The organism is Rathayibacter sp. Leaf185 (assembly GCF_001423885.1).
GTDB lineage: Bacteria > Actinomycetota > Actinomycetes > Actinomycetales > Microbacteriaceae > Rathayibacter.
Window position 1 is genome coordinate 89,926 of sequence record NZ_LMPP01000003.1, and the last position, 17,317, is coordinate 107,242.

A 17,317-nucleotide genomic window follows, 5' to 3' on the forward strand; every position below is an offset into this window, starting at 1 on the left:
GCAGGCCGGCGCGTCCTGCCCCGGAGTCGACCATCCGCCGATCGGCGACCACCCCAAGGAGACCCTGCATGACCACCGAACGTCGTGTCCTCGTCCACCGAGACAAGCAGACCCTCGCCGGCTCGGTCGCCGCGCGCTTCCTGACCAAGACGATCGACATCCTCGACGACCTCGGATCCGCTGACGTCGTGCTCACGGGCGGGACGATGGGGGCCGCGACGCTCAAGGAGATCGCCGGCTCCTCCGCCGCGGGGAACGTCGACTGGTCGCGGGTCCACTTCTGGTGGGGAGACGAGCGCTGGGTGCCCCGCGGGCACGAGGACCGCAACGACGTACAGGCGGGAGACCTCTTCACGACGCTCGACGTGCCGAGCGAGAACGTGCACTCGTACCCGGCGTCCGATGAGGGCATCGACCTCGACGCCGCCGCGGCGGCCTACGACGCTGAGCTCCGCGCCCACGCGCCGGAGGGTCGCGACTACCCGCGCTTCGACATCACGTTCCTCGGCGTCGGGCCCGACGGCCACATCGCCTCGCTCTTCCCCGAGCGCTCGGCGATCCGCCACCCGGCGCCCGGTGTCCTGGCCGTCCGCAACTCGCCCAAGCCGCCGCCGGAGCGTCTCACGCTCACGCTGCCGCTGATCAACCAGTCCGACCGGATCTGGATGGTGCTGGCGGGCGCGGACAAGGCCTCCGCTCTCGGCCTGGCGCTCGCGGGAGCCAGCACGAACGAGGTTCCGGCCGCCGGCGCATTCGGCCGCAAGCGCACGGTCTTCTTCGTCGACCAGGAGGCTGCCGCCGAGGTCCCCGAGTCGCTCATCGCTCCGAGCTACTGAGCTCGGAACGCCGAAGGGCCCGACTCCCTCGCGGGGGTCGGGCCCTTCGGCGTTGCTCGGCCGTGACGCCGATCAGGACGGCGTGGCGGTCCCGCGGCGTGCACGGAGCTGCTGCAGCGCCTCCTCGAGGAGCTGCGCGGCCTCGGCCTCGGTGCGACGCTCCTTCACGTACGCGAGGTGCGTCTTGTAGGGCTCCGTCTTCGCGACCTGCGGGGGGTTCGCGCGGTCGCGCCCGGCCGGGAGGCCGGACTGCGGGGAGTCGATGACCTCGGGGATCTCGTCCTCCGGGAGGGCCGCCGAGAAGTGGCGCACCGTCTCGTTGCCGAGGGCGTCCCAGTAGGAGACCGCCACGCGCTCCGCGTGGAAGCCCCGGTCCTGCTCGCCCATGGGTCCCGCGCCGACGCGCGAACCGCGGATTGCACTGCCGCCTGATGCCATTCCGTGTACCCCTATGCTCCGGTGTCGAACTTGGTGATGAGACCGAGAACCACGATGCTCGCGACCCAGACGAGGCCGAGGATCACTGTGATGCGGTTCAGGTTGCGCTCTGCGACGCCCGAGGCGCCGAGGTTGGAGGTGACTCCACCGCCGAACATGTCGGACAGACCGCCGCCGCGCCCCTTGTGGAGCAGGATCAGCATGGTGAGCAGGAGGCTCGTGATGCCCAGGACGACCTGGAGCACGACCTGGAGGATGTCCACGCGGTACCTTTCGAAGTTCTGACGCGTTGCGCGCCCCGTCGAGTATAACGGGCGCCTGCGAATCCCCCGACGAAACCACGCCTCCTCTTAGTGCGGCGGTATACGCGGCGAATGGTGACGTGGCGCTCTGGAGAGGGACGGGACCGGGGACCAGGGTTCGAAGGGAGGTGTCGGTACGCCGTCTCCAGCCGTTATTCGACTAGCAGAACGGCAGCCACAGGTCTTCTGGAGCTCAGCTTGCAGATCGCCGCTCGGGACAAGGCGAACCGACGATTCGCGTGTGAGCGAATCGGCGTAGCCGGTCGCAGGGCGCTCTCTGGATCGCGACCATGCGTGGGAGCCGACTGCGCCACGCCGCGCGGGGAGCGGCGTGGACGACGAAGGGGCGGGCCCAGTGGGCCCGCCCCTTCGTCGCAGAAACTCAGACGCCTACGTGGTTCCGATACCGGCAGATCGCTGCGAACTCGTCGACCTGGAGGCTGGCGCCTCCGACGAGCGCGCCGTCCACGTCGGGCTCGCGCATGAAGCCGGCGATGTTGCCCGACTTCACGGACCCGCCGTAGAGGATGCGGGTCTTCGCCGCGGTATCGGCTCCGAGGATCTCGGAGACGACGTCGCGCAGTGCCTTGCAGACCTGCTGAGCCTGATCGGGCGTGGCGGCCTGGCCAGAGCCGATGGCCCAGACCGGCTCGTAGGCGACCACGAGGTCGGCGTCCGCGGGGAGGCCCGTGAGGGCCTCCTTCAGCTGCGCGACGGGCACGGCCGACGGTCCGTGCTTCTCGAGGTCCTCGGCCGTCTCGCCGACGCAGATGATCGGCGCGACGCCGTGCTTGACCGCGGCTGCCGACTTCGCCGCGATGTCCGCGTCCGTCTCGGCGTGGAGCGTGCGACGCTCCGAGTGCCCGACGATCACGTAGTCGCAGTCGAGCTGCTTCAGGAACTGACCGGAGATCTCACCGGTGTACGCCCCGCTGTCGAACTTCGACAGGTCCTGCGCGCCGTACTTGAGCGGCAGCTTGTCGGAGTCGACGAGGATCTGCACCGGGCGCAGATCGGTGAAGGGCGGGAAGACCGCCACCTCGACACCGTCGAAGTCGTGGTCGGCGTCCTTCAGGCTCCATGCGAGCTTCTGGACGAAGGCGATGGCCTGGAGGTGGTCCAGGTTCATCTTCCAGTTGCCTGCGATGAGCGGCGTCCGCTCGAGGGACGAGGGGACTCCGCCCGTGCTGTCTACTGCCATCCGAGGACCTCCAGTCCGGGGAGTCGCTTGCCCTCGAGGAATTCGAGGCTCGCGCCGCCTCCCGTCGAGATGTGGCCGAACTGCCCGTCCTCGAAACCGAGGGCGCGCACCGCGGCAGCCGAGTCTCCTCCGCCGACGACGCTGAGGCCGTCGACCTCGGTGAGGGCCTGAGCGACCGCCTTCGTTCCGGCCGCGAACGGCTCGAGTTCGAAGACACCCATCGGACCGTTCCAGAACACCGTCTTGGACGCCGCGACGATCTCGGCGAAGCGCTTCGCGGTGTCAGGGCCGATGTCGAGGCCGAGTCCGCTCGCTCCGAAGGGGGTGCCCTCGATCGCGTCGGCTGCCGCGACCTCGTGCTCCGCGTCGGCCCCGAACTTCGAGGCGACGACGACATCCGTGGGCAGGACGATCTCGACGCCCAGCTCCTTCGCCTTCGCGAGGTAGCCGAGCACGATGTCGATCTGGTCGGCCTCGAGCAGGCTCGCCCCGACCTCGTGGCCCTGGGCCTTGAGGAAGGTGAAGAGCATGCCTCCGCCGATGAGGATCGAGTCGACCCTCGGCAGCAGGTGCTCGATCACGCCGAGCTTGTCCGAGACCTTCGAGCCGCCGAGGACGACCGTGTACGGACGCTCCGGCTTCTCGGTGAGGCGGTCGAGGACCTCGAGCTCGGCGGCGATGAGCGTGCCGGCCGCACTGGGGAGCAGCTGGGCGAGCTCGTAGACGCTCGCCTGCTTGCGGTGCACGACTCCGAAGCCGTCCGAGACGAAGGCGTCGCCGAAGGCGGCCAGCTCCTCGGCGAAGGCGCGGCGCTCGGCCGCATCCTTGCTGGTCTCGGCGGCGTTGAAGCGCAGGTTCTCGAGCACGACGATCTCGCCGTCGGCGAGGCCCTCCACGGCCGCGGTCGCCGCGTCGCCGACGGTGTCGGCGGCGAACGTCACGGGTGCGTCGATGAGCTCGCCGAGGCGCTCGGCCACGGGCGCGAGGCTGTACTTCGGGTCGGGCTCCCCGTCGGGGCGCCCGAGGTGGCTCACGACCACGACTCGGGCACCCTCGGCGACGAGCCGCTGGAGCGTGGGCACCGACGCGCGCACGCGGCCGTCGTCCGTGATCGAACCGTCCTTCAGGGGGACGTTCAGATCACAGCGGACGACGACGCGCTTGCCCGACAGGGAACCCAGGGAGTCCAGAGTGCGGAACGGCACTGCTGCGAGCCCTAGAGCTTGCCGGCGACGAGCTCGGCGACGTCGACGAGGCGGTTGGAGTAGCCCCACTCGTTGTCGTACCAGGAGGCGACCTTGACCTGGTTGCCGATGACCTTCGTGAGGCCGGCGTCGAAGATCGAGGAGTGCGGGTCGGTCACGATGTCGCTCGAGACGATCGGGTCCTCGGTGTACTTGAGGATGCCCTCGAGGTCGCCCTCGGCGGCGGCCTTGTACGCCGCGTTGATCTCCTCGACGGTGGCCGGGGTGGTCAGCTCGACGGTGAGGTCGGTGATCGAGCCGGTCGGCACCGGGACGCGCAGCGCGTAGCCGTCGAGCTTGCCGACGAGCTCGGGGATGACGAGGCCGAGTGCCTTGGCGGCACCGGTCGACGTCGGGATGATGTTGACCGCGGCGGCACGCGCGCGACGGAGGTCGCTGTGCGGGCCGTCCTGCAGGTTCTGGTCGGCGGTGTAGGCGTGGACCGTGGTCATGAGACCGCGCTCGATGCCGAAGTTGTCGAGCAGCACCTTGGCGAGCGGCGCGAGGCAGTTGGTGGTGCACGACGCGTTCGAGACGATGTCGTGGACCTGGGGGTCGTAGGTGCCCTCGTTGACGCCGAGCACGATGGTCGCGACGTCGCTGCCGGTGGCGGGAGCCGAGACGATGACCTTCTTGGCGCCGGCGGTGATGTGCTTGCGCGCGTCCTCCGACTTGGTGAAGCGGCCGGTCGACTCGATGACGACGTCGACTCCCAGCTCGCCCCAGGGCAGGTTCGCGGGGTCGCGCTCCTCCAGCACGATGATCGGCTTGCCGTTGACGACGATCTTGTCGCCGTCGAGCTCCACCGTCGCGTCGAGGCGGCCGGTGATGGAGTCGTACTTCAGGAGGTGCGCGAGCGCCTTGTTGTCGGTGAGGTCGTTGACCGCGACGATCTCGAGGTCGCTGCCCTTGGCGAGGGCCGCACGGAGGAAGTTACGGCCGATACGGCCGAAGCCGTTGATGCCGATCTTGACGGACACAGATATCTCCTGATGAGGAAGGGCACCTCGACGGTGCAGTGGAGGGGTGGATCGCAGAGGGCCGAGTCGCTCGGCCCGAGCGTCCCGGGCAGGAGCCCGGGACGCTGAGATCGCTATGACAGTAGCAGCAGGCCCGAAGTCTTCTCGCGGGCCTTCTCGAAGCGCGCGGAGACGTCGGCCCAGTTCACGATGTTCCAGAACGCCTTGACGTAGTCGGCCTTCACATTGACGTAGTCGAGGTAGAAGGCGTGCTCCCACATGTCGAGCAGCAGCACCGGCACGGTGGCCGCGGCGAGGTTGCCCTGGTGGTCGTAGAGCTGCTCGATGATGAGCTTCTCGCCGAGCGAGTCCCACGCGAGGATCGACCAGCCGGAGCCCTGGATGCCGAGGGCGGAGGCGGTGAAGTGCGCGCGGAACTTGTCGAACGATCCGAAGTTGTCGTCGATCGCCGCGGCGAGCTCGCCGACCGGCTTGTCGCCGCCGTCGGGCGAGAGGTTGTTCCAGAACACGGTGTGGTTCACGTGACCGGCGAGGTTGAACGCCAGGTCCTTCTGGAGCTTGTTGACGTTCGCGAGGTTCTCGCTGTCGCGGGCGTCCTGGAGCGCGGCGAGAGCGGTGTTGGCGCCCGTCACGTAGGTCGCGTGGTGCTTGTCGTGGTGCAGTTCCATGATCCGCCCACTGATGTTCGGCTCGAGAGCCGAGTAGTCGTAGGGCAGTTCGGCGAGCGTGTAGTCAGCCATGTGCGATCTCCTGTTCGTGGTCGTCGACCTCGGCAGTCCCACCGGCTCCGTCCGCTCGAGCGCGAGGCTCCTGAGCGGGCGCCGGCGTGTTCCGGGCGACGTTTCCAGTCTAGTGACGGGGTCCGTCCGCACTCGGACGGTCTCCCCCGTCCAACCAGGAGACACTCAGCCTTCGCAGAGTGGACGGATCAGAGATCGCGCAGCTCGGCCGGGAGGTTCGCGTCGGTGCCGGGGATGTCGAGGTCGGTTGCGCGCTTGTCGGCCATCGCGAGGAGCCGGCGGATGCGTCCCGCGACCGCGTCCTTGGTCATCGGCGGATCGGCGTGGTGGCCGAGCTCGTCCAGGCTGGCGTCACGGTGGGCGAGACGGAGCCTGCCGGCGTATCGCAGGTGCTCGGGGATGTCCTCACCGAGGATCTCCATCGCCCGCTCGACGCGCGAGCAGGCGGCGACGGCGGCCTGCGCCGATCGGCGGAGGTTCGCGTCGTCGAAGTTGACGAGCCGGTTGGCGGTCGCGCGCACCTCGCGGCGCTGGCGCAGCTCCTCCCAGCTCGCGACGGTCGAGGTGGCGCCCATCAGCGTCAGCATCGCGCTGATGCTCTCGCCGTCACGGACGACGACGCGGTGCACCCCGCGCACCTCGCGCGACTTCGCCTGCACGCCGAGGCGGCCGGCCGCTCCGACGATCGCCATCGCGGCCTCGTTGCCCGGGCAGACGATCTCGAGCGCAGCGGAGCGACCGGGATCGGTCAGCGAGCCCTGCGCGAGGAAGGCGCCGCGCCAGACGGCGGCGAGCTCGTCGCGCGATCCCGTCGTCAGGCGGTTCGGCAGACCGCGCACAGGGCGGCCCCGCTGATCGAGGAGCCCCGTCTGACGGGCGAGCGTGTCGCCGCCCTCGACCACGCGGACGAGCCAGCTGGTCGTGCGGCGCGATCCGCCGGCCGAGATGATGGTGCCCTCGCTGCGCACGCCGTAGAGCTCGGCGAGATCGCGGCGGATGCGGGTCGCGAGCGCGGCCGAGTCGAGCTCGACCTCGACCGCGAGGCGATTCGAGATGATGTGCAGTCCGCCGGAGAAGCGGAGGACGGTCGCCAGTTCAGCGGCGCGGACGGTGTTCTTGCGCGAGACGATCGCGACCAGTTCGCCCTTGACGTCTGCGGTGAGGGCCACGGAGTCTTCCTTACGTTCGGTGCGCGGCGGAGCGCGCGGGAATCATTCTCGGCCGAGGTCGCGGTGCGCCACGTTGACGGCGACTCCCGGCAGCTCGGCCAGTCGGGCCGCGATGCGGCCGGCGACCGCGACGGAGCGGTGCTTGCCCCCCGTGCATCCGATGGCGATCGTCGCATGGCGCTTGTTCTCGCGCTGGTAGCCGTCGAGCACCGGGCGCAGGGCACGCGAGTAGGAGTCGATGAACTCCTCCGCCCCCTGCTGGGCCAGCACGTATTCTCGCACCTCTTCGTCGAGCCCGGTGTGCGGGCGCAGCTCGGGGATCCAGTACGGATTGGGCAGGAAGCGCGCGTCGGCGACCATGTCGGCGTCCGTCGGCAGCCCGTACTTGAAGCCGAAGCTCATCACGGTGATCTGCAGACCCGCGCGACCCGCCTCGGCGAAGCGCTCGGTGATGCTCGTCGCCAGCTGGTGGATGTTGAGGTCGGAGGTGTCGATCACCATGTCGGCCGACTCACGCAGCTGCGCCAGTCGTCCGCGCTCGGCCGAGATGCCGTCGAGCAGAGTCCCCCGGCCCTGCAGGGGGTGCGGGCGGCGGACCTGCTCGAAGCGGCGGACGAGGGCGGCGTCCGTCGCCTCGAGGAAGACGACGCGGAGGTCGACCCCCGCCTTGAGCTCTCGCACGATCTCGCCGAGGTCGGCGAAGAAGTCGCGCCCGCGGACATCGACGACCGCGGCGATCTTGGGCAGTGTGTCGCCCGCGCGCTGGGCGAGGTCGACCAGCGGTCGGAGCATCTGCGGGGGCAGGTTGTCGACCACGTACCAGCCCAGATCCTCCAGGGCGTTCGCGGCCGTGGACCGGCCGGCACCCGACATCCCCGTGACGATCAGCACGTCCTGCTGCTCGCTCTCCGTGCTCATTGGGTTCTCCGTGCTCGTGTGGGTGTCTCGGCCCCTCCGGGGAGGGTTCGGATGTCCAGCCTAGGGCGTGGGCCCGGCGCCGGGCGGGGGCGTCAGGGGTGCAGGTAGCCGTGGATCGCGGCGGCCAGCGTCGGTCCGATGCCCTTGACCTCGGCGATCTCGGCGTCGGTGGCCTCGCGGAGTCGGGCCACGGATCCGAAGTGCTTGAGCAGATCTCGGACGCGGGTGCCGCCGAGACCGGGGATCTCGCTGAGCTGCGACGCGATGTCGCGCTTGCGCCGCTGCCGCTGGTGGGTGATCGCGAAACGGTGGGCCTCGTCGCGGATCCGCTGGAAGAGGAAGAGGGCGTCGCTGTTGCGGGGCAGGATCACCGGGAAGTCGGAGTCGGGGAGCCAGATCTCCTCGAGGCGCTTGGCGATACCGCACAGGGTGATCCCCGTGACTCCGGACTCGTCGAGCGCGCGCTGCGCCGCCGCGACCTGGGGCTGGCCGCCGTCGACGATCAGGAGCTGCGGCGGATACGCGAACTTGCGCCGCTTCGCCTCCCCCGTCTCGGGATCGACGACCGCCGGCTCGGACGGCTCCTTGAGGTAGGCGAGCCGCCTCGTGAGGACCTGGTGGAGCGACTCCGTGTCGTCCGTCGACTCCGCGATCGAGAACCGCCGGTACTGGTCCTTGCGCGCGAGGCCGTCCTCGAACACGACCATCGAGGCGACGATGTTGGTGCCGCTGAGGTGCGAGACGTCGTAGCACTCCATCCGAAGCGGCGCCTCGGCCATGCCCAGCGCATCGCGGATGTCCTCGAGCGCCTGGGTGCGCGCGGTGAAGTCCGCGGAGCGCCGCGTCTTGTAGAGCATGAGCGAGTGCCCGGCGTTCTGCGTCGCGGTCTCGAGGAGCGCGGCCTTGTCGCCGCGCTGCGCCGCCCGCAGGCGCACGTTCGCGCCGCGGAGGCTCGAGAGCCACTCCTCGAGCGCCTCGCTGTCCTCCGGCAGCTCCGGGACGACGACCTCCCTGGGCGGGATGTCGCCGTTCTCGTAGGCGGCCTGCAGTGCGGTGTCGACCAGCTCGGCTGTGCTCATGTCGAGCTCCTTGTCGACGACCCAGCCGCGCTCGCCGCGGATGCGTCCGCCCCGCACGCGGAACTGCTGCACCGAGGCGGCCAGCTCGTCGTGGACGATCGCGTACAGGTCGACGTCGACGTTGTCCTTCAGCACGACGGCGCTCTTGGCGAGCACCGCGTCGAGCGCCGCGGCCTGATCGCGCAGCTTGCCGGCGCGCTCGTACTGCATCTCACCGGCGGCCTCGCGCATCTCCCTCTCGAGCTCGCCGATCATCTTGCGGTCGTGGCTGCCCATGAACGCGACGAACCGGTCGACCATGGCGCGGTGCTCCGCGAACGTGACCCGGTGCGAGCAGGGGCCGCCGCAGCGGCCGATCTGGGAGGCGAAGCACGGCCTGCCGCTCTGCATCGCCCGCTTGTAGTTCGAGTCGTTGCAGGTGCGGATCGGGAAGGCCTTGATCATCAGGTCGATGGTCTCGTGGATGGCCCAGATCTTCGGGTACGGGCCGAAGTACCGGGCCCCGCGGATCTTGGAGTTGCGGGTCACCATCACGCGCGGCGCCTCGTCGCCGAGGGTCACCGCCATGTAGGGGTAGGACTTGTCGTCGCGGAACTTGACGTTGAAGGGCGGATCGAACTCGTTGATCCAGGTGAACTCGAGCTGCAGGGCCTCGACGTCGGTGCCGACGACGGTCCATTCGACGCCGGAGGCCGAAGTGACCATCCGCCGGGTCCGCTCGTGGAGGCTCGGCAGCGGCGCGAAGTAGTTGCTGAGCCGCGCGCGCAGGTTCTTCGCCTTGCCCACGTAGAGGACCCGGCCTCGGGCGTCCTTGAATCGGTAGACCCCCGGAAGGGTCGGGATCTCTCCGGCCTTGGGCCGGTAGTCGAGTGTCTGCGCCATGCCCCGTGCTCGCCCGGCCGCGCTATCGACCGAGGATCTCGGCCAGGAACCCGCCCGTGTGGCTCTCGGCGACCTTCGCGACGTGCTCCGGCGTGCCGACCGCGACCACCTGCCCGCCGCCGGCACCGCCCTCGGGACCCATGTCGATCAGCCAGTCGGCCGACTTGATCACGTCGAGGTTGTGCTCGATGGTGATGACCGTGTTGCCCTTCTCGACCAACGAGTTGAGCACCAGGAGGAGCTTGCGGACGTCCTCGAAGTGCAGGCCGGTGGTCGGCTCGTCGAGCACGTAGACGCTGCGGCCGTTGGAGCGGCGCTGCAGCTCGGTGGCGAGCTTGACGCGCTGCGCCTCGCCTCCCGAGAGCGTCGTCGCGCTCTGCCCGAGCCGGACGTAGCCGAGCCCGACCTCGACGAGCGTCTTGAGGAACCGGTGGATCGAGGTGATCGGCTCGAAGAAGTCGGCCGCCTCGGCGATCGGCATGTCGAGGACCTCGGCGATGTTCTTGCCCTTGTAGTGGACCGTGAGGGTGTCGCGGTTGTAGCGCGCTCCTCCGCAGACCTCGCAGGCGACGTAGACGTCGGGCAGGAAGTTCATCTCGATCTTGATGGTGCCGTCGCCCGAGCAGGCCTCGCAGCGGCCGCCCTTGACGTTGAAGCTGAACCGGCCGGGCAGGTAGCCACGGGCCTTCGCCTCGGTCGTCTCGGCGAAGAGGTTGCGGATGCGGTCGAACACTCCCGTGTAGGTGGCGGGGTTGGACCGGGGGGTGCGGCCGATCGGGTTCTGATCGACGTGCACGACCTTGTCGAGGTTCTCGAGGCCGGTGACGCGGGTGTGCTTGCCCGGCACCTTGCGCGCCCCGTTGAGCTGGTTGGCGAGCACCCGGTAGAGGATGTCGTTGACCAGCGTGCTCTTGCCCGACCCGGAGACCCCGGTGACGGCGACGAAGGTGCCCAGGGGGAACTCGACGTCGACCTTGCGGAGGTTGTTGGCGTTCGCGCCGATGACCTTGATCATCCGCTTGCGGTCGATCCGGCGGCGCTTCTTCGGGATGTCGATCGAGCGGCGGCCCGAGATGTAGTCGCCCGTGAGCGAGTGCGTGTTCTCGAGCAGGGCGTCGTAGGAGCCCGAGTGCACGACCTTGCCGCCGTTGACACCTGCGCCCGGGCCGATGTCGACGATCCAGTCGGCGGTGCGGATCGTGTCCTCGTCGTGCTCGACGACGATCAGGGTGTTGCCGAGATCCCGCAGCTTGAGCAGCGTGTCGATGAGACGGCGGTTGTCGCGCTGGTGCAGGCCGATGCTCGGCTCGTCGAGCACGTAGAGGACTCCGGTGAGGCCGGAGCCGATCTGCGTGGCGAGCCGGATGCGCTGGGCCTCGCCTCCGGAGAGCGACGCGGCCGCTCGCGAGAGGTTGAGGTAGTTGAGGCCGACCTCGATCAGGAAGTCGAGCCTCGCCTTGATCTCGCGGAGGACCTGGGCGGCGATCTTGGCTTCGCGCGGAGTCAGCTCGAGCCGGCCCATGAACTCCTGGGCGTCGCCGAGGCTGAGGTCGGCGATGTCGGCGATGCTCGCGCCGTGCACGAGGACGGCGAGCACCTCGGGCTTGAGCCGCGAGCCCTTGCAGACGGGGCACGGGACCTCGCGGAGGAACTCGGACCAGCGGGTGCGCTGGACATCGGTCTCGGCCTGGATGTACTGGCGCTCGATGTAGGGCACGACGCCCTCGAAGCCGGAGGTGTAGCTCATCTCACGGCCGTAGCGGTTCTTCCACTTGACCTTGACCTCGAAGTTGTCGCCGTGCAGCACGGCCTGCTGCACCTCTGAGCTGAGGCGCTTCCACGGGGTGGTCAGCGTGAAGCCGAGGTCGCGCGAGAGGCCGTCGAGCAGCTTCTCGTAGTACTGGAAGAGGCCCTTGCCCTGCGTGGTCCAAGGGATGATGACGCCCTCGGCGATGCTGAGGTCGGGGTCGCCGAGCAGCAGCTCGTCGTCGACCGACATGCGCGTGCCGAGGCCTGAGCACTCGGGACAGGCGCCGAACGGCGCGTTGAACGAGAAGGTCCGCGGCTCGATCTCGGTGAGCGAGATCGGGTGGTTGTTGGGGCAGGACAGCTTCTCGGAGAACGTGGTCCACGCACCGTCGCCCTCGCCGTCGACGTAGTTGATCTGCACGATGCCGTCGGTGAGGCGCAGGGCCGTCTCGAGGGAGTCGGTGAGGCGGCCCAGGATGTCGGGGCCGGCGACGAGGCGGTCGACGACGACGGAGATGTCGTGCTTGTACTGCTTCTTGAGCGTCGGCGGGTCGCTGAGCTGGATGAGGCTGCCGTCGACCATGGCACGGGAGTAGCCGCCTGCGGTCAGCTCCTTGAAGAGGTCGACGAACTCGCCCTTCTTCTGCGAGACGACCGGGCTGAGGATCTGGTACCGGGTGCCGTCCTCGAGCTCCATCATCTGGTCGGCGATCTGCTGCACGGTCTGCGCCGAGATCTTCTCGCTGCAGATCGGGCAGTGCGGAACCCCGATGCGCGCCCAGAGCAGCCGCATGTAGTCGAAGATCTCGGTGATCGTGCCGACCGTGGACCGCGGGTTGCGGTTGGTCGACTTCTGATCGATCGAGACCGCGGGGCTCAGCCCCTCGATGAAGTCGACGTCGGGGCGATCGACCTGCCCGAGGAACTGGCGCGCATAGGCCGAGAGCGACTCCACGTAGCGGCGCTGGCCCTCGGCGAAGATCGTGTCGAAGGCGAGCGACGACTTGCCCGAGCCGGACAGACCGGTGAAGACGACCATTGAATCACGCGGGATCTCGAGGTCGACGTTGTGGAGATTGTGCACCCGCGCACCACTGACGACCAGCTTCGACACCGACTCGTCGAGAGAGCTGACGAAGCGGTGGAAGGAGGGAGAGGGGGTGGATGAGGGGTCTGTTACGGCATTCGCGATCGACACCTCGAAAGTGTATGCGGAGCCACCGACATCGCCCGGGGCCGTTCGCTGGACGCTGATCCCGGGCGCCCGGTCTTGCGGATCGGGCGCCTCTCTGCGGACCGGGGACGTCGCTCCGCCCCGCCCGATCAGGAGAGGTGACCCGCCTTCTCCATCTGGCGGAGCTCCCGCTTGAGCTCCTGGACCTCGTCGCGCAGTCGCGCCGCGAGCTCGAACTTGAGCTCGCCGGCGGCCTGCAGCATCTGGCCGTTGAGGTCGGAGATGATCGCCTCGAGGTCGTTGCCGCCGTTCGCGGCCAGGCCCTGGCGGCGGAGGTTGGGGGTGGGGCTCTTCTTCTTGGCGTCGCGGCCGGCGAGGAGCTTGGCGGTGTCGGCCCCCTCACGGGCGAGGGCGTCGGTGATGTCGGCGATCTTCTTGCGCAGCGGAGTCGGATCGATGCCGTGCTCGAGGTTGTAGGCGACCTGCTTCTCGCGTCGGCGGTCGGTCTCGTCGATCGCGAGCCGCATCGAGTCGGTCACCCGATCGGCGTACATGTGCACCTCGCCCGAGACGTTGCGGGCGGCGCGGCCGATCGTCTGGATGAGCGACGTGGACGAGCGGAGGAAGCCCTCCTTGTCGGCGTCGAGGATGGCCACGAGGGACACCTCGGGCAGGTCGAGACCCTCGCGGAGGAGGTTGATGCCGACCAGGACGTCGTAGACGCCGGCGCGCAACTCTGACAGCAGCTCGACCCGACGGAGGGTGTCGACGTCGGAGTGCAGGTAGCGGACGCGGACGCCTGCCTCGGTGAGGAAGTCGGTCAGCTCCTCGGCCATGCGCTTGGTGAGCGTGGTCACGAGGACGCGCTCGTCGCGCTCGGTGCGGAGCTTGATCTCCTCGAGCAGGTCGTCGATCTGGCCCTTCGTCGGCTTGAGCACGATCTCGGGGTCGATGAGGCCGGTCGGGCGGATGATCTGCTCGACGATGCCGTCGGCGATGCCCATCTCGTAGCGGCCGGGCGTCGCTGAGAGGTAGACGGTCTGGCCCACACGCTGCTTGAACTCCTCCCACTTCAGCGGTCTGTTGTCCATCGCGGAGGGCAGGCGGAAGCCGTGCTCGACGAGGGTCCGCTTGCGAGAGGCGTCGCCCTCGTACATCGCGCCGATCTGCGGCACGGTGACGTGCGACTCGTCGATGACGACGAGGAAGTCGTCGGGGAAGTAGTCGAGGAGGCAGTGCGGTGCCTCACCCGACTCCCGGCCGTCGATGTGACGGGAGTAGTTCTCGATGCCCGAGCAGAATCCGATCTGCTGCATCATCTCGAGGTCGAACGTCGTGCGCATCCGGAGCCGCTGGGCCTCGAGCAGCTTGCCCTGCTTCTCGAGATCGGCGAGGCGCACCTCGAGCTCCTGCTGGATGGTGTCGATCGCGCGGTGCATGACGTCCTGGCTGGCGACGTAGTGCGAGCCGGGGAACACCGAGACCGACTCGAGCTTCTTCACGATGTCGCCGGTGAGCGGGTGGAGCGTGTAGAGCGCCTCGATCTCGTCACCGAACATCTCGATGCGGATGGCGAGCTCCTCGTACATCGGGATGATCTCGATCGTGTCCCCCCGGACCCGGAACGTGCCGCGGGCGAAGTCGACGTCGTTGCGGGCGTACTGCATCGAGACGAACTTGCGGATGAGCCGGTCGCGGTCGACGCGCTGGCCGACCTGCAGGGCCACCATCGCCTCGAGGTACTGCTCGGGCTGACCCAGGCCGTAGATGCACGACACGGTGGAGACGACGATCACGTCGCGGCGGCTGAGCAGGGAGTTCGTGGTCGAGTGGCGCAGGCGCTCGACCTCGGCGTTGACCGAGCTGTCCTTCTCGATGAAGGTGTCGGTCTGCGGGACGTAGGCCTCGGGCTGGTAGTAGTCGTAGTACGAGACGAAGTACTCGACCGCGTTGTTCGGGAAGAGCTCGCGGAACTCGTTCGCCAGCTGCGCCGCGAGGGTCTTGTTGTGCGCGAGCACCAGGGTCGGGCGCTGCACCGCCTCGACGAGCCAGGCGGTCGTCGCCGACTTGCCGGTACCGGTGGCACCGAGGAGCACGACGTCGGCCTCTCCGGCGCGGATCCTCGCGCTGAGATCGGCGATCGCGGCCGGCTGATCGCCGCTCGGCTTGTACTCGCTGATGACCTCGAAGGGGTGGACGGCACGGGTGGGCTCCATGCTCGAAGCGTAGCTGCGACCACCGACACGGAACGCTGCGTGCGCTGGCCGCGAACGACGCTGGTGCGAACGCCCCTCCGGGTCACCGCGGAGCGCTCAGGTGCTCCCACAGTGCGTCGGTGCGCGCGAGGGTCTCGTCGAGAGTCCCGGACGAGTCGAGGACGACATCGGCGAGGGCCAGCCGCTGCTCGTCGGTCGCCTGCGCGCCGACGCGGGCACGCGCCTCCGGCTCGGACAGACCGCGCAGCCGCACCAGCCGATCGATGCGGGCGGCCTCCGGTGCGTGCACGACGACGACCTCGTCGAACTCGCCCGCCCCGCGGCCCTCGGCGAGCAGAGGGACGTCGTACACCACGACGGCGTGCGGATCGGCCTCCGCCGCCTCCGCGAACAGCCGCTGCGACCGCTCCCCCACCGCCGGGTGCGTGATCGCGTTCAGATCGGCGCGGGCGGAGGAGTCGGCGAAGACGACGGCGCCGAGGGCCGCCCGGTCGAGCGAGCCGTCCTCCCGCAGCATCGCCGCACCGAAGCGCTCGACGATCGCCCGCAGCGCGGGCTGCCCGGGTTCGACGACCTCGCGTGCCAGCACGTCGGCATCGACGACGACCGCTCCGTGCTCGGCGAGACGGCGGGCGACGGTCGACTTGCCGGAGGCGATGCCTCCGGTGAGGGCTACGAGATGCACGCGCACACCCTACTCAGCCGAGCGGGCAGGAGGGGGAACGCCGAACGGCCGGCCCCCGAGGGGACCGGCCGTTCGTCGTCGTGCACTCGATCAGTTGTTCGAGGACAGCTTCTCGCGCAGAGCGGCGAGCGACTCGTCGTCGGCGAGGGTGCCGGCTCCGGTCGCCTCGCTGGTGAAGCCGCCGCCGACCGAGACGCCCTCGGAGACGGTGGCCGCCTCCTCCTGCGACTTGGCGACCTGAGCCTTGTGGGCCTCCCAGCGGGCCTGCGCCGCGGCGTAGTCCAGCTCCCAGGCCTCGCGCTGGGACTCGAAGCCCTCGCGCCACTCGTTGGTCTCGGGGTCGAAGCCGTCGGGGTACTTGTAGTTCCCCTGGTCGTCGTACTCCGTGGCCATGCCGTAGAGGGCCGGGTCGAACTCGGTGCCCTCGGGGTCGATGTTCTCGTTCGCCTGCTTGAGCGAGAGCGAGATGCGACGACGGTCGAGGTCGATGTCGATGACCTTGACGAAGACCTCTTCACCGACCGACACGACCTGCTCGGCGAGCTCGACGTGCTTGCCCGAGAGCTCGGAGATGTGGACGAGGCCCTCGATGCCGTCCGCGACGCGGACGAACGCACCGAACGGGACCAGCTTCGTGACCTTGCCCGGAGCGACCTGACCGATCGCGTGGGTGCGGGCGAAGACCTGCCACGGGTCCTCCTGCGTCGCCTTGAGCGAGAGCGACACGCGCTCGCGGTCGAGGTCGACCTCGAGGATCTCGACGGTGACCTCCTGGCCCACCTCGACGACCTCGGAGGCGTGCTCGATGTGCTTCCAGGAGAGCTCGGAGACGTGGACGAGACCGTCGACGCCGCCGAGGTCGACGAACGCACCGAAGTTGACGATCGACGACACGACACCCTTGCGGACCTGACCCTTGTGCAGGTTGTTCAGGAACGTGGTGCGGCTCTCGGACTGCGTCTGCTCGAGGAGCGCGCGACGCGACAGGACCACGTTGTTGCGGTTCTTGTCGAGCTCGAGGATCTTGGCCTCGATCTCCTGGCCGAGGTACGGCGTGAGGTCGCGGACGCGGCGCAGCTCGATGAGCGAGGCCGGGAGGAAGCCGCGGAGGCCGATGTCGACGATGAGCCCGCCCTTGACGACCTCGATGACCGAACCGGTGACGACACCGTCGGACTCCTTGATCTTCTCGACGTCGCCCCACGCACGCTCGTACTGAGCGCGCTTCTTCGAGAGGATCAGGCGACCCTCCTTGTCCTCCTTCTGCAGGACGAGAGCCTCGACGCTGTCGCCCACGTTGACGACCTCGGAGGGATCGACGTCGTGCTTGATGGAGAGTTCGCGCGAGGGGATGACGCCCTCGGTCTTGTAGCCGACGTCGAGGAGGACCTCGTCGCGGTCGATCTTCACGACGGTGCCTTCGATGAGGTCTCCGTCGTTGAAGAACTTCAGAGTCTTTTCGACCGCGGCAAGAAAGTCTTCGGCAGACCCGATGTCGTTGATCGCGACCTGCTTGGCTGCCTTTTCGGTCGTTGCGGTTGTCATTAAGGGATGCTCCAGGATGGATGGATGTCGGGCGGCGACCGCGCCTCGCGCGAGGCGGGGCAGCGGGAGCCGCGGAGTGATGGGGTGTGCGGTGCACCGGCGACGGGACGACGCTCCGGAGGATGACCCCGGAACCTCATCGCGCGCCGTGGGCACAAC

14 protein-coding genes are annotated in these 17,317 nt (G+C 68.8%); 1 reads left to right on the top strand and 13 read right to left on the bottom strand.

The features are described from left to right. Positions 1-68 precede the first annotated feature (68 nt). The gene (pgl, locus tag ASG06_RS12765) at positions 69-836 is read left to right on the top strand and encodes a 6-phosphogluconolactonase (RefSeq protein ID WP_056042798.1); all 768 of its coding nucleotides are present in this window, start codon (positions 69-71) and stop codon (positions 834-836) included. A 72-nt stretch (positions 837-908) separates the two neighbouring features. On the opposite strand, the gene ASG06_RS12770 is transcribed toward pgl, so the two are convergent. The 13 genes from ASG06_RS12770 to rpsA all read right to left on the bottom strand — a co-directional run bounded on the left by ASG06_RS12770 (position 909) and on the right by rpsA (position 17,158). Continuing rightward, positions 909-1,274, bottom strand: coding sequence for an RNA polymerase-binding protein RbpA (locus tag ASG06_RS12770; protein ID WP_055791968.1), 366 nt, complete (start codon positions 1,272-1,274; stop codon positions 909-911). Positions 1,275-1,285: 11 nt separating this feature from the next. Beyond that, positions 1,286-1,537, bottom strand: a complete 252-nt coding sequence (gene secG / locus ASG06_RS12775; protein WP_056042800.1) for a preprotein translocase subunit SecG — start codon at positions 1,535-1,537, stop codon at positions 1,286-1,288. Between the two features lie 421 nt (positions 1,538-1,958). Next, complete coding sequence (tpiA, locus tag ASG06_RS12780) at positions 1,959-2,777, bottom strand: triose-phosphate isomerase (RefSeq protein ID WP_056042803.1); 819 nt, start codon at positions 2,775-2,777, stop codon at positions 1,959-1,961. Then, positions 2,768-3,982, bottom strand: coding sequence for a phosphoglycerate kinase (locus tag ASG06_RS12785; RefSeq protein ID WP_056042805.1), 1,215 nt, complete (start codon positions 3,980-3,982; stop codon positions 2,768-2,770). The genes tpiA and ASG06_RS12785 overlap by 10 nt, the downstream gene beginning before the upstream one ends. Before the next feature lie 11 nt (positions 3,983-3,993). After that, on the bottom strand, positions 3,994-5,001 hold the full coding sequence (gap, locus tag ASG06_RS12790) for a type I glyceraldehyde-3-phosphate dehydrogenase (RefSeq protein ID WP_056042807.1): 1,008 nt from the start codon (positions 4,999-5,001) through the stop codon (positions 3,994-3,996). Positions 5,002-5,114: 113 nt separating this feature from the next. After that, entirely contained in the window at positions 5,115-5,741 is a 627-nt protein-coding gene (locus tag ASG06_RS12795) for a superoxide dismutase (RefSeq protein ID WP_056042809.1), read from the bottom strand. Between the two features lie 188 nt (positions 5,742-5,929). Further along, complete coding sequence (whiA, locus tag ASG06_RS12800; protein WP_056042811.1) at positions 5,930-6,910, bottom strand: DNA-binding protein WhiA; 981 nt, start codon at positions 6,908-6,910, stop codon at positions 5,930-5,932. Between the two features lie 42 nt (positions 6,911-6,952). Then, a complete protein-coding gene (rapZ, locus tag ASG06_RS12805) occupies positions 6,953-7,828 on the bottom strand; it encodes an RNase adapter RapZ (RefSeq protein WP_056042813.1) in 876 nt (291 codons plus the stop codon). Positions 7,829-7,920: 92 nt separating this feature from the next. Continuing rightward, entirely contained in the window at positions 7,921-9,789 is a 1,869-nt protein-coding gene (gene uvrC / locus ASG06_RS12810) for an excinuclease ABC subunit UvrC (protein WP_056042815.1), read from the bottom strand. A gap of 22 nt (positions 9,790-9,811) precedes the next feature. Continuing rightward, positions 9,812-12,652 carry an excinuclease ABC subunit UvrA gene (gene uvrA, locus ASG06_RS12815; RefSeq protein WP_056042818.1) on the bottom strand — a complete coding sequence of 947 codons (2,841 nt, stop codon included), beginning with the start codon at positions 12,650-12,652 and terminating at the stop codon, positions 9,812-9,814. 209 nt (positions 12,653-12,861) lie between these two features. Continuing rightward, a complete protein-coding gene (gene uvrB, locus ASG06_RS12820) occupies positions 12,862-14,928 on the bottom strand; it encodes an excinuclease ABC subunit UvrB (protein WP_056042821.1) in 2,067 nt (688 codons plus the stop codon). Positions 14,929-15,010: 82 nt separating this feature from the next. After that, complete coding sequence (gene coaE / locus ASG06_RS12825; protein WP_056043494.1) at positions 15,011-15,613, bottom strand: dephospho-CoA kinase; 603 nt, start codon at positions 15,611-15,613, stop codon at positions 15,011-15,013. Between the two features lie 90 nt (positions 15,614-15,703). Continuing rightward, entirely contained in the window at positions 15,704-17,158 is a 1,455-nt protein-coding gene (gene rpsA / locus ASG06_RS12830; RefSeq protein ID WP_056042824.1) for a 30S ribosomal protein S1, read from the bottom strand. Positions 17,159-17,317: the final 159 nt, after the last annotated feature.